The sequence below is a fragment of the Pedobacter sp. AC402 genome, assembly GCF_979252805.1.
Window position 1 is genome coordinate 1,024,638 of record NZ_CEEDAI010000009.1, and the last position, 14,939, is coordinate 1,039,576.

Here is a 14,939-nt window from a genome sequence, read left to right on the forward strand (position 1 = left end):
ACAAATTAATTTTTAGCAAATAGTACGGGATTTAGTGTAGGTAAACCTATGAATTTACAATCATATAATGATCAGGACCTGGTAAAGGTATATATTACCGGGAACGAGAATGGATTGCAGGAACTTTTAAGAAGACATAAAAGCAAAATTTATACCTCTATATATTTATTGGTTAAAGACCAATACCTGGCGGAGGATATTTTTCAGGATGCATTTATAAAAGTAATCAATACCCTGCGATTGGGAAGATATAACGAAGAAGGTAAGTTTTTACCATGGGTGATGCGTATTGCGCATAACCTGGTTATTGATTATTTCAGGAAAGAAAAACGGACACCCATCATCACCAGTGCCGATGGTATGGATGTATTCAATATGCTACACTTTTATGATGAGAGCGCAGAAGATAAAATGCTTCGCGATCAAACCCATAAAGATTTAAAAGCAATGATCCATTTATTGCCTGATGAGCAGAAAGAAGTGCTTTTAATGCGCCATTATGCAGATTTAAGCTTTAAAGAAATAGCTGATTTAACCGAAGTAAGCATTAATACAGCACTTGGCCGAATGCGTTACGCCTTAAGTAACCTGCGCAAAATGCTTAAAACTAAAGAGATGACCTACAAAGGGTAGTAAAAATGTTACATAAAATATTTTAGGGGTTGAAATAAAGCATCTGAACTATCGTTAAGTTTATAAAACTTATCACATTCAGTGCTTATGACAAAAACCTCTACATCAAAAACAAATGTAAATTTACCTACACCCAACATGTTTCAGCCTAAAACTGATATTGAATCGGACGCAGAAATCGACTTATTTTACGATCAAATAAAAGGTAAGTTAGATCGACTGGCTAAAAATCCTCAAGATGAAACCATCAACAAGATTTTAGCTTACAGCCGCGCCAAGTAGTAAATTTTACACGAGCCAAAAAGCTTGTTCCACAGGGTGGAGCAAGCTTTTTTTATTTTAAGATTCCAATAGTTCTCTTGCCATTTGTTTATTGATAATTGCAAACGCGGCTACAGTTTCACAAGTGATGGTGCAATATTAGTTATAACCCCTTAAGCTTACATCATAAACTATTTGATTTAACTATTTGATCATATACTATCCACTACCTAACCATTAACCCTATCCTACTTTGCCCCTCTCACATGCCTTCATAAATGGCCTAATTTTTACAATGCCCTAATACAAAAAGCATTACCTTTGCATAGTGTAAATTTAACACTAAGTACGCTATGAACAAGAACTTGCTTCCACTCACATTAGGCGGTTTAGGCATCGGCATAACAGAATTTGTTATGATGGGTCTGCTCCCTGATATCTCAAAGGATTTAGCCGTAACCATTCCACAGGCCGGGCATTTGATTTCGGCTTATGCCTTAGGGGTAGTAATTGGCGCGCCTTTATTGATTATGATCGCAGGTAAATATCCACCAAAAATGATTCTAATTGCTTTGATGGTTATGTTTACCGTATTTAACGCCTTTTCGGCTTTTGCGCCTACTTTTAATACTTTATTTATTGCCAGATTACTTTCTGGCTTACCTCATGGTGCATTTTTCGGCGTAGGATCGGTAGTAGCAAGCAGAATAGCAGGAAAAGGAAAAGCCGCACAGGCGGTATCGCTCATGTTTATGGGCCTAACCATTGCAAATATTGTTGGCGTACCATTGGGTACCTTTATCGGTCATAATTTCTCCTGGCGCATTTCTTTCGCAGTTGTTGTATTTGTCGGACTGGTTACTTTATTAAGCTTAAAATTATGGCTTCCAGCTTTGGAAGCCACTAAAAACCGAGATTTAAAAGCAGAGTTAAGCTTTTTCAAAAAGAGGGAAGCCTGGATCATCATCTTTATGATTTCCATAGGCACCGGTGGTTTATTTACCTGGTACAGCTATATTGCCCCACTTATGACAGATGTTGCAGGTTTTTCGCCAAATGCAGTTACCTATATTTTAATGTTGGCAGGCATAGGCATGCTTTGTGGCAATTACATTGGTGGCATACTTGCTGATAAATTTTCTCCGGCAAAAGCATCTGCAGCATTACTGTTAACCATGGTAATTACACTAACCATTGTGCACTTTGTTTCAGCAAGTCAGCCATTGGCTTTAATCATGACTTTTATTACCGGAGCAGTAGCTTTCGCGTTGGCCGCACCAATCCAGATGCTGATGATCCAGAGTGCCAAAGGTTCAGAAATGTTGGCGGCATCAGCAAGTCAGGCAAGTTTTAATATTGGCAATGCCCTGGGTGCTTTCTTCGGCGGACTTCCATTGGTTTATGGTTTCGATTATACTTCACCTGCATATGTGGGTGCAGCAATGGCACTGGTAGGCGCCCTATTTGCTTTTTGGTTAATTAAAAGCACCAGTTCAAAACCAGTACTCGAAACAGAAAGCAAAGAGAAGTTGGTTGTTATGCACTAATTAACTTTAACCAGCAATTCATCAGCAGCCTTATTCTTTTTTGATAAAAACTTCAAAGACAATACAGCAAATATTTTTTTTTTGGTTTACAAAACAGTTAAGACGATTAACTAATAGACTAATAGAAAATTGGCCAACAAACTATTGGACTATTGACCAATGAACTATCGACTAACAAACTATCGACTAAGGAACCATTGACCAACGAACGGGTGAACCAATAACAATTTATCTCTTATCTTTGGCCATGCTTAAAAAAGAACGTTACAAACTTTTTGTAGAACATTTTTCGGCCAAGCAGCCTGATGCAGAAACCGAATTACATTATAACAATCCTTATCAGCTTTTAGTGGCGGTAATCCTATCTGCACAGTGTACTGATAAAAGGGTAAATATGGTTACTCCAGCCCTCTTTCAACGTTTCCCGAATGCCAGAGCATTGGCAGAAGCCACACCCGATATCGTTTTCGATTATATCAGAAGCATTAGTTATCCTAACAATAAGGCCAAACACCTGGTGGGCATGGCTAATATTTTGCTTAACGAATTTAATGATGTAGTGCCTTCTGGTATTGATGATTTACAGAAAATGCCTGGTGTTGGCCGTAAAACTGCAAATGTTATCGCCTCGGTAATTTACAATGCGCCAGCCATGGCGGTTGATACGCATGTTTTCCGAGTGGCCAACCGTTTAGGTTTAACCAATGGTAAAACCCCGCTTGCTGTAGAAAAAGATCTGGTAAAACATTTGCCAGAGCATGATATCCATATTGCACACCACTGGCTTATTCTGCATGGCCGTTATGTTTGCGTAGCCCGAAGCCCAAAATGTGATGTTTGCGAAATTACCTACATGTGCAGGTACTTCGAACGCTTAACTGCTCAAAACGAAAGAGATAAATTAAGGGCTTAAAAAAAATATTTTACATTTACTATTGACATTAGCTAAAAAACATTTACCTTAGCTAAATATATTAGTATTATAAATATCAACATTTGATCATATTAGCCGAGAATCGATTATATTTACGCAATCAATGAAAAAAGAAATGAGCACTGCAAATCCAGATAAATTAAAAGCCCTACAACTTACTTTAGATAAACTAGAGAAATCATACGGCAAAGGTACCATCATGAAACTTGGCGATACTGCCATTGAGCCGATAGATTTTATTTCTACAGGATCAATTAGCTTGGATATTGCTTTAGGTATTGGAGGTATTCCAAAAGGTCGTGTAATCGAAATTTATGGCCCGGAATCTTCTGGTAAAACAACTTTAGCTACACACATTATCGCTGAAGCACAGAAAAAAGGTGGCATTGCAGCATTTATTGATGCGGAGCATGCTTTTGACCAATTTTATGCAAAGAAACTGGGTGTAGATACCGACAACCTATTAATCTCTCAACCAGATAACGGTGAGCAGGCCTTGGAAATTGCTGATAACCTGATCCGCTCAGGTGCAATTGATGTAATCGTTATTGACTCTGTTGCGGCCTTGGTTCCTAAAAGTGAGATTGAAGGAGAAATGGGCGACAGTAAAATGGGTTTACATGCCCGTTTAATGAGCCAGGCCTTACGTAAATTAACCGGTACAATTTCTAAAACCGGATGTTGCTGTATCTTCATTAACCAGTTGCGTGATAAAATTGGTGTAATGTTTGGTAACCCTGAAACAACAACAGGTGGTAATGCCTTGAAATTTTATGCGTCTGTACGTTTAGATATCCGTCGTATTTCTCAGATCAAAGATTCTGACGAAGTTTCAGGTAACCGTGTTAAAGTAAAAATTGTAAAAAATAAAGTGGCTCCGCCTTTCCGTATTGCAGAATTTGATGTAATGTTTGGAGAAGGTATCTCTAAAAACGGAGAGATTGTTGATTTAGGTGTTGATTTTGGTATCATCAAAAAAGCAGGATCATGGTATTCTTATGGAGATACCAAACTTGGTCAAGGTAGAGATGCTGTGAAACAATTGTTAAGCGATAATCCTGAACTTGCCGAAGAACTAGAAGTTAAAATTAAAGCCGAAGTAACTGGTGATAAATTAGCTGAAAAATAAACAAATAAATCAGCCATTATTAGTTAAAGATAAAAAACCGCCCTGTTAAAGATTATTTAGCAGGGCGGATTGTTTTATAATATATTTCGAAATACCACTCAATTAATTCTTACTGAATGAGGCATAAAATATTTTGATAGCTATTCAATTAGCAAAATTGCCGCGTTAACAAAACGCTCAAATTCCAATAGGGCAGTTTTCGTTATTATATATAAGGAGAACCCTCTACCTAATTCTGACTAAATACGGCACTGAAATCTTTTGTTACGTATACAATTACCAAAAGCGCCGCAATAACCAAAGCACCCAAAATAATTACGCCCCAACTTCCCTTTAGTTTATTCTTATCCTTTCTAATCAACCAGTATAAAACTCCGATTAACGGTATCGCACAAACAATCCAAAATATCAACGATGCTCCAGTCATATATATAAATTCAATTTAATCAATTCTTTTTGCCAGTTTTCAGTTGGCGGCTTACAGTTCAAAGTTACCTATGTTTATCACGGACCCCACGGAAGATGTAACGCATTTAATAAGTTACACCATAAAATTCCTCTAAAATTCCATCCTTGCAAGTGGTGAAACATCCTGACCAACAAAATCCTGCTTCAAATATTTTTGATAACCTGCAATGGCAATCATTCCAGCATTATCAGTACAATATTGAAAAGCTGGTATATAAATTTTCCAACCAAATTCTTCTGCAGTTTGCTGTAAGCCATTTCTCAAACCCGAGTTTGCTGAAACTCCCCCTGCAATCGCAATTTCTTTAATATTATATTGTACTGCAGCTTTTTTTAACTTATTCAGTAATATCTGCACAATACTATGTTGAACTGAGGCGCAAATATCATCTAAATTTTCTGCAATAAAATTAGGGTTATCTTTTTCCTGCTTCCGGATAAAATAAAGGATAGAGGTTTTAAAACCACTAAAGCTAAAATTCAGATCCGCAATCTGCGGTTCAGCAAATTTGAAAGCAAGCGGATTTCCATGCTTCGCATGTTTATCGATTAATGGTCCGCCAGGGTAAGGTAAAGCCAAAAGTTTAGCTGTTTTATCAAAAGCTTCACCTGCAGCATCATCCAGGGTTTCGCCAACAATTTCCATGTCGAAATAATCCTTAACCAAAACAATCTGCGTATGGCCACCAGAAACAGTAAGGCATAAAAACGGAAAGGAAGGTTTTGGATCGTCAATAAAATGCGCTAAAATGTGCGCATGCATATGATTGACAGAAATTAAAGGTATATTTAAGGCTAAAGCAAAAGATTTTGCAAAAGAAACACCAACCAGTAATGAACCTAAAAGACCGGGCCCACGCGTAAAAGCAACGGCATTTATGTCCTGTTTTGTAACATTGGCATCAATTAACGCTTGTTGTACGGCAGGTACAATATTTTGTTGGTGTACCCTTGAAGCCAATTCAGGAATAACACCACCATAATTTTGATGAATTGTTTGGTTTGCAATAACATTGGCAGTAATTTTGCCGTTGTTACAAATAGCAACGGATGTATCATCGCAAGAAGACTCAATAGCAAGTATAACAGACAAATTATTAATATTTAAGCTGCAAAATTATTAAAAAACTATTTAAAATACTCCTTTGGGTAATCGCATCAATAATTTTGCTGCTCGCGCTTGTTATTTTTTCTCTGCAATTTAAGCCTGTTCAAACTTATTTTGCTCAGAGGGCTGCTGCATACTTATCAAAAGAGCTCAAAACTACTATATCAATCAAAAGCCTTTATATCAAACCCTTTAAATCTATCGTTCTTGAAGATTTACTGGTGCTTGATCTTCAAAAAGACACTTTATTGAGCACTCCCCAATTTATGGTCGATATTAATCAATTGTCCATTGATAAAAAGATTATTGATATCAACACCGTTCAAATTAATAACGGACAGTTTTACCTAAAGGATTTCAAAGATAAGTCTTCTAATCTCGATTTTATCATTAACTACTTCGATTCTGGTAAACCTACGGTAAAGAAAAAGAAAAGCAAACCTTTCGACGTGACTTTGCGACGCCTGATTTTGAACAAATTTGCTTTCAGATATATTAACTATAATGCAAAAGATACAACCCAGGGAAAAAGTGTAAACTTCGACAACGTTGATGTGAAACAACTGAGCGGAATTTTTGAAGGATTGGATACCAAAAACCATTTGGTTAAAACCAATATTAAAAATTTAACTTTTAAAGAGCGTAGCGGATTTTACCTGAAAAACCTTACCGCACAAACCACGATAGATAGCAATGCCATTGAGTTAAAAAATCTGTTATTGGAAACCAACCAAAGCCGTTTAACTGATTATTACCAGATGCGGTTTAAAAGTTATAAAGATTTTAACCACTACATCGATAATGTGAGGATGAAGGCAATTTTCAAGGATAGCCATATTACCTCCAGAGATATAGCTTTTTTTGCTCCTGAGCCTGAATACCATGAAACTTGATCTGGATGTAGATGGCCAGATTACCGGTTTAGTGAATAACCTTAAAGCCAAGAAGCTTTCTATACGAACCGGAAAAGCGACTCACATAAAAGGTGATTTTATTTTAAAGGGCTTACCGAAATGGAAGGAAACCTTTATGGACCTGAACATCGAAATGGCAGGAACAAATAAAACCGATCTGGATGAGGTACTCGGAGGCATTACCAACAGCAAAAAGAAAATTGTGCCGGCAATTGTAAATAAATTCGGCAACATTAACTTTAACGGAAGCTTTACAGGCTTTCAGAACGACTTTATTGCTTATGGCGAATTTAAGACAAAACTTGGTCGCCTGGTTTCTGATGTAAACATGAAGCTTGATAAAAAGGATGTTCCTTCTTATACCGGAAGTGTAAAAAGCTACGATTTTAATGTTGGCGAGCTGATTGGCGAAAAAAGCCTCGGCCGCATCACTTCTTCTCTAAATGTAAAAGGACGCGGAACGGAACTTAAAAGTTTGACCGAGAAAATAAATGGCGATGTAACCTATATCGACTTTAACAATTACAGGTATCATAATGTAAAAATTGACGGTACGTTTGATAAAAAGTATTTCGATGGTAAACTGAGTATTAACGACCGGAATGTTAAACTGGTATTTGATGGTGGCGTAAACCTAAATCCTAAACTACCTGTTTTCAACTTTAATGCAACCATTTCCAAAGCGAAATTAAAGGCCCTAAAACTCCTGAAAGACTCTTTGATGGTGGATGCTAAATTTACCACTAATTTTTCAGGGACAAACCTTGATAATATTTCGGGCAAGTTGTTGATTGAAGAGATCAGGTTACAAAATCCTAAGGGTGTATATAGCGTAGATTCGGTGCAACTTATGGCTAATGGTACAGGTGCCAACCGTGTACTTGATATCCGTTCGGATATTTTAGATGCCAGCATTAAAGGTGAGTATGATCTTAACTCAATTGTTTCATACTATAAAGCCATTGCTAAAACTTACATTCCTTCATTAAAAGCTGATATCATTAAGTACAAAAACCAGATATTCCAGTTCAACCTTATGGTGAAAAAATTCGAACCTTTGTCGCAGATTTTTGCGCCAGGTTTAGAGCTCGAAGAAGGTGCCACCTTAACAGGTGATTTCGATTCACGGAACAATACAGCCACCTTAAATGGTTTTGTGCGGAAACTAAAATACAATGGAGTTGTGGTAAACAACATTATTCTTGATGAAAACACTACTCCACAACAGCTTCAGCTGATTGTAACATCTGATCGGGTACAGATTAATGATAGTTTATTTATTAAAGACGTCAACATTTCCAATATTTTACGGAACGATAGTTTGGCCTTCAACGTCAAAATGTCTAACTCAGATGAGGCCAACCAGCTTGATTTGAACGGTTTGGTGGAGTTTACCAAAAACCAGGACACAACAGCAAGGTTGAGCGTATTGCCTTCAATTTTAAAGATAAACAGTGAAGAATGGCGCATACAGGAAAAAGTAAGAATTGTACTGAACAACGGTAAAACTGAAATTAGCAATTTTGACCTAACCAACGGAAAACAACAGTTGATTATTGATGGATTGATTTCTGAAGACCCTAAAGATTTAATCAGCGTTGGTTTTAAAGATTTCAGCCTTAAAACCCTTAATCCTTTTACCAAAGGTTTTGGCGTGAAACTGGGTGGAAACCTAAACGGCACAACCGATTTGTACGGTGTTTTAAAAGCACCAAGGTTAACTGATGATCTAAAAATCGATTCACTGAACTTTAACGACATCTATATTGGCACTTTAACCGATACATCATCGTACAACAATGAAAGTAATAAGGTAAATGTATTTACACGTGTGGTGGCAGATGGTTCGGAAACTTTTAAACTAACGGGAAATCTTGATTTAAAAGAGAAAGAGATTGACCTTGGGGTAAAGATGGACGAGAGTAAACTCACCATTTTAGAGCCATTTGTAAAAGAGCTGGTATCAAACCTCAAAGGAAACATATCTGCTGATTTAACCGTAAAAGGAAAACTGAGTAAACCCGAAATAAATGGAAGTTTATCTTTGGATAAAGGCCGAGCTCATGGTAAATTACCTTAAAACCACTTATGTCATTACAGATAAAGTGGAGGTAAATAACAGCGTAATTAAGCTGGAAGACTTTACGATAAAGGATTTGGAGGGCCACGAGGGAACAGTTAAGGATGGTACGGTAGATTTGAACGACATTAATTACCCAACCTTAAATGTGAAGCTTGAAGCCAATAATTTAATGGCACTGAATACAACGGCAAAAGACAATTCTGTATATTACGGTCGCGCGTATGGAACCGGGGTGTTTAGCTTTACCGGACCTACCAATAAGATGAAGATCGATATTAAAGCCAAAACTGAAAAAGGCACGGTTTTCAATTTACCTTTAAACAGTTCTGAAACCATATCTGATAAAGACTTCATTAATTTCGTTTCGAGGGATTCGACTGCGCTGGTGAAGAAGAAAACCAATTTTGATGGTTTAACCCTTACCTTTAAACTTACGATAGATCAGAATACTACTGCCAATATTTTTACCACGCTGGGCAACCTAAGTGGCAAAGGTAATGCAGATTTAAACCTGAACATCAATAGTTTTGGTGATTTTGAAATGTCAGGAGATTACATTATTGAAACCGGAAGTTTTGATTTTACCGCGCAGGAAGTAATCAATAAAAAATTCGAAATCAGGCAAGGTGGAACCATTCGCTGGACGGGAAATCCGACTGCTGCACAAATCAACTTAAAAGCTGTATATGCGCTGAGAGCAAGTTTGAACGACCTTTACAAAGCTGCCAATCGTGATGCGAGTAGCAATGCCAACCAAAGGGTAAACACGGAAGTGGAAATGGGTTTAACAGGCTTGTTGTTAAAACCAGATATTAAACTGGATATTAATTTCCCGGCACAACCTTCAATTAAAGAAGAATTGCAAACCTATTTCAGCGATCAGAATAACCTGAACTTACAGGCTTTCAGTTTAATTATCAGAAGAAGTTTTGCACCTGGTAACGGTGGTGAATCGATTGGAAACCAGTTGAGTTCTACCGCCACAAGTACGGCAACCGAGTTGGTATTTAACCAGTTTAACAATGTACTTTCTTCGTTAAATTTAAACTTTGTGGATCTGAATGTGCGATCACTAAGCGAGGCGAATGCATCATTTAAATTCTTTAATAACCGACTAATCATTAATGCAGGTATCGTAGATAGGAATAGTTTAAATGATTTCACCATTATTAGCTTTAACAATAACAATGTTGGCAGCGAAGTGGAAGCCCTCTATTTATTAAAAAAAGATGGAAGTTTAACCGTTAAAGCTGCCAATAAGCCACCTACACAACAAAGTATTTTCTTAAACAGCGGGATAAGCGCAACGGCAAATGTAACTTCATTTGGATTGGTGTACACCCAGCAGTTTGATACATTTAAAGAGTTTATTCAGAAAATTTCTGGTGCTTACCGAAGGAATTTAAAACGTAAGCAAGGTGAGAAACCTGTTAAAACCAACAAATCGATTAACAAGGATGCGATTATTAACCAATCAAAAGGCAGCCAGCGGAGGTAATGAGGGTAAATTGTTGGTAGTGATTTGGTGATTAGCGATCCATTGGAAAGAAGATCCTGAAACAAGTTCAGGAGGACGTAAGTGTGGGGATTGATCGCTTTGTATTCATTTGAAAGCAATTCTCCTTAATTATGTTATGCTGAGTTAAATAGTTCTCGTTTGTAACGAGGATTCTTGAGGTTCGCATTTGCAATGCAAAGATAACTCCTTTAAGAGCGATAAAATCGCTTTACTCGTACATCCTCGTTACAAACGAGGACGATGTAGATTAGCGATCCCCATTGCAAAGAAGATCCTGAAACAAGTTCAGGAGGACGTAAGTATGGGGATTGATCGCTTAGTATTCATTTGAAAGCAATTCTCCTTAATTATGTTATGCTGAGTTAAATAATCCTCGTTCGTAACGAGGATTTTTGAGGTATGCATTTGCAATGCGAAAATAATTCTTTTAAGAGCGATGAAATCGCTTTACTCGTACATCCTCGTTATAAACGAGGACGATGTAAATGATCATCTGTGAATTCTCCGTGCGTTCTCTGTTTCCGTGGCAAAACTGATCTCGGTGTAAATCTGTGGTTAAAGTCCTTCAACTACGCTACCATTGACAGGCGACCCATAGTATCAAAAAAAACCAACAATTAAACACCTGTTCAACTGTTGGTTTTATATATGGTTTCAATTTACGTAATCTATACTGTAAACTTCAAGCTGTAAATTTCAAACTGAATTACCCTTTCATAATCGAATGGCCCATTTTATCTCTTTTGGTAGTTAAATAACGTTCATTATGCACATTACTGGCAATTTCGATCGGAATATTTTCTACTACTTCTAAACCATAACCAATTAAGCCAGCTCTTTTGGTTGGGTTGTTGCTCATTAAGCGCATTTTGGTAACACCTTCTGACCTCAGGATTTGTGCTCCTACACCATAATCTCGTTCATCACCTTTAAAACCTAGTTTAATATTGGCTTCAACGGTATCAAAACCGGCGTCCTGTAGGTTGTATGAACGAAGTTTATTAATCAGTCCGATACCTCTACCTTCCTGGTTCATGTACACCACAATTCCTTTACCCTCTTTCTCAATCATCTCCAAAGCTTTGTGCAACTGTGGTCCGCAATCGCAGCGACAAGAGCCAAAAATATCACCTGTTACACATGAGCTGTGCACACGCGCTAAAATAGGCTCATCGGCAGTCCAGGTACCTTTAGAAATGGCCAGGTGAGTGGCATTATTATCCAATTGGGTGTAAGCCGTCATTTTAAAATCGCCCCAAGCTGTGGGTAAATCGATGGTTACCTCCTGTTTAATCAAGCTATCCATGGTTAAACGGTAAGCGATTAAATCTTCAATTGATATAATTTTTAACTGGTGCTGTTCTGCAATTTTAAAAAGATCCGGAAGCCTGGCCATTTCACCATCTTCTTTTAAAATCTCTACCAATAAACCTGCTGGTTTCATTCCGGCTAAACGCGCTAAATCTACACCAGCTTCTGTATGGCCAGCACGGCGGATTACACCACCATCTTTGGCGATCAATGGAAAAATATGTCCGGGTCTGCCCAACTCTTCAGGGTTGGTTTTAGGATCAACTAAGGCTAACATCGTTTTTGAGCGGTCGCTTGCCGAAATCCCTGTGGTACAACCATGGCCAACAAGATCTACCGAAACGGTAAAATTGGTTTCGTAAGCAGCTGTGTTTTTACCTACCATGAGGCTAAGGTTAAGCTCCTTGCAACGTTCTTCTGTTAGGGGTGCGCAGATTAAACCGCGACCATAAGTTGCCATAAAATTGATGATCTCCGGAGTTGCGTTTTCTGCCGCCGTTAAAAAATCACCTTCATTCTCTCTATTCTCGTCATCTACAACAATAATTACTTTACCAGCTTTTATATCTGCGATAGCTTCTTCTATTGTGTTTAATTTTGTTTGCATTTTATTTAGCATTATGGGGCATACTGTGCTTAGGGCGCATTAAATGTAATTTATGCAGTAACAATAAACCCGTACAAATGTACAACCTTATTAAGCATTATCTAATTTAATATATCATCTGTAAGTAAAGGAAACAGGGGCTATTTTGCCTTCTTTTTAAACACTTTAACGATGATCTGCTTGTAGTAGTTTACATCAAAAAGGGCAGAATCTACAGTGGCTTTATAGGTTAAAAAGGCAGCTAAAGGCGATAGCACAATTACGGCAATCCACATTCCGAATATTGGGTTCAGGTTTCCTTCTCGTGCAGATTTTTCGGCTACGGTAGTGATAATATGGTACACCAGGAAGAAACAGATGGCCACTACAACGGGTAAGCCCATCCCTCCTTTTCGGATGATGGCACCCAATGGCGCACCGATAAAAAACAACAGGATACAAGATGCTGCGAGGGTAAATTTACGTTGGTATTCTACTGTGGCAAAAATAATTTCGCCTGTTAAATCGGTTTGGCGTGGGGCCCAGTTGGGTACATGTTGCATTACGTTTGCCACCACATTTGTTGCGTTATCGAGGGCCAGTTTGCGCGATCCGTTCGGTATGCTTTTCAGAATCACATCATCAATTACTTTCGGAACGGCTTTTACCTTGGTGTATCCCTTAGTGGTATTAAACTGTTTAAAGTTACTGGTAAGGTTGGCAATGGTTCTTAATTGAAGAGTATCGAGTTGTTTGGTGAGTGAATCGCGTTTTCTGGCAATCCCTTTCAGGTTAAGCATTGGGGTACTGTTACCAAAAGCATTCGGATCTGTGGTGCTGGGATCAAATGACGACATATCGAAACGTGGCGAGGTTTCCTTGAACCTGTTCCGCGTAAAGATCTGTCTAGGATTGTACATGCCATTTTTAGAAGCCTGCTCTTCATACTGCACACCGTTTTTTAGGTTCAGCACCAGGAATTTACCATCGGTGGTTTTATTCATCTTGCCTTCTTTCGCCAAAATAACTTTAGGAATCCCGCTATTTTCACGGTGATCGTAAATCATGATGTTGTGTAAAGTGCCATCTTCTTCTTTAGAATCGACACGGATGGCGTAACCTGGAATAGCATTATTAAACACTCCTGGTTTAATTAGGAATGACAATTTTTTATTCCGCACATCGTATAAAAGCGAGCCGAATTTTAAGTTGGCTTTGGGCAGCATGTAATTGGCAAAAAAGAAGGAAGCTATGGTTAGCATCAAAATCACCACAAAGAGCGGACGCATGGCTTTTTGAAGGGAAATACCTGCTGATTTAATGGCTACAAGTTCGTAATTTTCGCCAAGGGTACCGAAAGTCATGATAGAGGAAAGCAGCACCGAAAGTGGCAGTGCCATGGATACGTTGGCGGCTGAGGCATAATACATCAGCTCCAGAATGGTGTACCATTCGAAACCTTTTCCTATGAGATCATCAATCCATTTAAAGAGAAAGAACATTAACAGGATAAACATCATCACAAAAAATGTTGCGATGAATGGTTTCACAAATGCCTTTATTAAAAGAAGATGTATTTTTTTCACCTTACAAAGGTAAACAATGCGAAGGTAATTTTATGCACCCAAAACACTAATCAGATAATCGATCTGGTTATCCCAGATTAACTTTTTTTCTGCAAGAAGCTCATCGGTGGTAAAATCGGTAATGGAAAGGGCTACATCATTGGTTAGTTCGTCCTGTACAATTTCCATCTCAAAATAACATTGAGGCTCATCATCCAGCCATTTAAATTTGACTAGCTTATTCTCCTTAATAGAAACCAGCTTAGCTTTTAACTGCTCATCATCCCAGGTAAAGGTGTATACCTGATCGCGGAAATTTACATCATCGGCAAACCACTGAGATAAGCCGTTTGGCTCACTTATAAAACTGTACAATATTCTTGGTGACGATCTAACTTCGTACTCGAGTGTAAATTTTTTCTTTTCTGCCATGTTAGTACACTACCAGAATAATTTCCGGACTATTATTTAATATTATTTTTCTAAAGAAAGGTAATTTATTCTATATCTGCAACACTTATCATTAACACCCGCATTTTTTGTATCATGGCTCATACAATAGGCTCATTTATCGGGTTTTATTTAGGGGGGATGATGAATTGATGAACTGTAGAAACCGGTTAATTGTTGGAGATGCTTGAATCGACGCAGGACTCACTAACAGGCTGCCTTTTTTCGTTGTCATCCTATAGTTATCGGATCATCGTACACTTTACATCTCCCATCTTAACCACAAAGATCACAAAGAGAAGGCGCAAAGCACAGAGCTGGTGAACTATTTCATTGTCCATTTCCCATTTTTAATCACAAAGAGAAGGCGCAAAGCACACAGAGTTGGTTTAATTAGTTCAATATTCATTCGTCATGCGCGACTGCAAACT

General features: G+C 38.0%; 13 protein-coding genes. 8 read left to right on the forward strand and 5 right to left on the reverse strand.

Annotation, left to right across the window (positions count from 1 at the left end; genetic code table 11):
• Window positions 1–48: 48 nt before the first annotated feature.
• From AC0IWE_RS15230 to recA, 5 genes are all read left to right on the forward strand, one after another.
• Window positions 49–633 carry an RNA polymerase sigma factor gene (locus AC0IWE_RS15230; RefSeq protein WP_471793734.1) on the forward strand — a complete coding sequence of 195 codons (585 nt, stop codon included), beginning with the start codon at window positions 49–51 and terminating at the stop codon, window positions 631–633.
• Between the two features lie 87 nt (window positions 634–720).
• Window positions 721–915: a hypothetical protein gene (locus AC0IWE_RS15235; RefSeq protein WP_055911421.1), complete on the forward strand. Its 195-nt coding sequence runs from the start codon at window positions 721–723 to the stop codon at window positions 913–915.
• A 332-nt stretch (window positions 916–1,247) separates the two neighbouring features.
• Complete coding sequence (locus AC0IWE_RS15240) at window positions 1,248–2,441, forward strand: MFS transporter (protein ID WP_471793735.1); 1,194 nt, start codon at window positions 1,248–1,250, stop codon at window positions 2,439–2,441.
• A 247-nt stretch (window positions 2,442–2,688) separates the two neighbouring features.
• On the forward strand, window positions 2,689–3,354 hold the full coding sequence (nth, locus tag AC0IWE_RS15245) for an endonuclease III (protein ID WP_471793736.1): 666 nt from the start codon (window positions 2,689–2,691) through the stop codon (window positions 3,352–3,354).
• Window positions 3,355–3,490: 136 nt separating this feature from the next.
• Window positions 3,491–4,504 (forward strand): recombinase RecA, encoded by a 1,014-nt coding sequence (gene recA, locus AC0IWE_RS15250; RefSeq protein ID WP_055912009.1) that lies wholly within the window; start codon window positions 3,491–3,493, stop codon window positions 4,502–4,504.
• A 229-nt stretch (window positions 4,505–4,733) separates the two neighbouring features.
• Here the strand turns inward: recA and AC0IWE_RS15255 are convergent, their stop codons facing one another.
• Together AC0IWE_RS15255 and tsaD are read right to left on the reverse strand one after the other, a co-directional pair.
• The gene (locus AC0IWE_RS15255) at window positions 4,734–4,931 is read right to left on the reverse strand and encodes a hypothetical protein (protein ID WP_055911432.1); all 198 of its coding nucleotides are present in this window, start codon (window positions 4,929–4,931) and stop codon (window positions 4,734–4,736) included.
• Between the two features lie 132 nt (window positions 4,932–5,063).
• On the reverse strand, window positions 5,064–6,065 hold the full coding sequence (gene tsaD, locus AC0IWE_RS15260; protein WP_471793737.1) for a tRNA (adenosine(37)-N6)-threonylcarbamoyltransferase complex transferase subunit TsaD: 1,002 nt from the start codon (window positions 6,063–6,065) through the stop codon (window positions 5,064–5,066).
• Window positions 6,066–6,328: 263 nt separating this feature from the next.
• Between tsaD and AC0IWE_RS15265 the strand changes: the two genes are divergently transcribed.
• The 3 genes from AC0IWE_RS15265 to AC0IWE_RS15275 are packed head-to-tail and all read left to right on the forward strand — an operon-like array spanning window position 6,329 to window position 10,575.
• Complete coding sequence (locus tag AC0IWE_RS15265) at window positions 6,329–6,973, forward strand: hypothetical protein (RefSeq protein ID WP_471793738.1); 645 nt, start codon at window positions 6,329–6,331, stop codon at window positions 6,971–6,973.
• Entirely contained in the window at window positions 6,963–9,074 is a 2,112-nt protein-coding gene (locus AC0IWE_RS15270; RefSeq protein WP_471793739.1) for a translocation/assembly module TamB domain-containing protein, read from the forward strand. Before AC0IWE_RS15265 ends, AC0IWE_RS15270 begins: the two co-directional genes overlap by 11 nt.
• A complete protein-coding gene (locus tag AC0IWE_RS15275) occupies window positions 9,058–10,575 on the forward strand; it encodes a translocation/assembly module TamB domain-containing protein (RefSeq protein ID WP_471793740.1) in 1,518 nt (505 codons plus the stop codon). The genes AC0IWE_RS15270 and AC0IWE_RS15275 overlap by 17 nt, the downstream gene beginning before the upstream one ends.
• A gap of 727 nt (window positions 10,576–11,302) precedes the next feature.
• Here AC0IWE_RS15275 and AC0IWE_RS15280 read toward each other — a convergent pair.
• The 3 genes from AC0IWE_RS15280 to AC0IWE_RS15290 form a co-directional block, all read right to left on the reverse strand.
• The gene (locus AC0IWE_RS15280) at window positions 11,303–12,514 is read right to left on the reverse strand and encodes a bifunctional 3,4-dihydroxy-2-butanone-4-phosphate synthase/GTP cyclohydrolase II (protein ID WP_055912011.1); all 1,212 of its coding nucleotides are present in this window, start codon (window positions 12,512–12,514) and stop codon (window positions 11,303–11,305) included.
• 140 nt (window positions 12,515–12,654) lie between these two features.
• Entirely contained in the window at window positions 12,655–14,079 is a 1,425-nt protein-coding gene (locus AC0IWE_RS15285; protein WP_471793741.1) for an LptF/LptG family permease, read from the reverse strand.
• Window positions 14,080–14,109: 30 nt separating this feature from the next.
• Window positions 14,110–14,490 (reverse strand): START-like domain-containing protein, encoded by a 381-nt coding sequence (locus AC0IWE_RS15290; RefSeq protein WP_055911440.1) that lies wholly within the window; start codon window positions 14,488–14,490, stop codon window positions 14,110–14,112.
• Between the last annotated feature and the right edge of the window lie 449 nt (window positions 14,491–14,939).

Excerpts from the sequence above, each read along its gene's own strand:
- AC0IWE_RS15280 (WP_055912011.1), bottom strand. The coding sequence starts at position 12,514 with ATGCAAACAAAATTAAACACAATAGAAGAAGCTATCGCAGATATAAAA.
- AC0IWE_RS15235 (WP_055911421.1), top strand. The coding sequence starts at position 721 with ATGACAAAAACCTCTACATCAAAAACAAATGTAAATTTACCTACACCC.
- AC0IWE_RS15290 (WP_055911440.1), bottom strand. The coding sequence starts at position 14,490 with ATGGCAGAAAAGAAAAAATTTACACTCGAGTACGAAGTTAGATCGTCA.
- nth (WP_471793736.1), top strand. The coding sequence starts at position 2,689 with ATGCTTAAAAAAGAACGTTACAAACTTTTTGTAGAACATTTTTCGGCC.
- AC0IWE_RS15255 (WP_055911432.1), bottom strand. The coding sequence starts at position 4,931 with ATGACTGGAGCATCGTTGATATTTTGGATTGTTTGTGCGATACCGTTA.
- AC0IWE_RS15275 (WP_471793740.1), top strand. The coding sequence starts at position 9,058 with ATGGTAAATTACCTTAAAACCACTTATGTCATTACAGATAAAGTGGAG.
- AC0IWE_RS15270 (WP_471793739.1), top strand. The coding sequence starts at position 6,963 with ATGAAACTTGATCTGGATGTAGATGGCCAGATTACCGGTTTAGTGAAT.
- AC0IWE_RS15230 (WP_471793734.1), top strand. The coding sequence starts at position 49 with ATGAATTTACAATCATATAATGATCAGGACCTGGTAAAGGTATATATT.
- recA (WP_055912009.1), top strand. The coding sequence starts at position 3,491 with ATGAGCACTGCAAATCCAGATAAATTAAAAGCCCTACAACTTACTTTA.
- AC0IWE_RS15240 (WP_471793735.1), top strand. The coding sequence starts at position 1,248 with ATGAACAAGAACTTGCTTCCACTCACATTAGGCGGTTTAGGCATCGGC.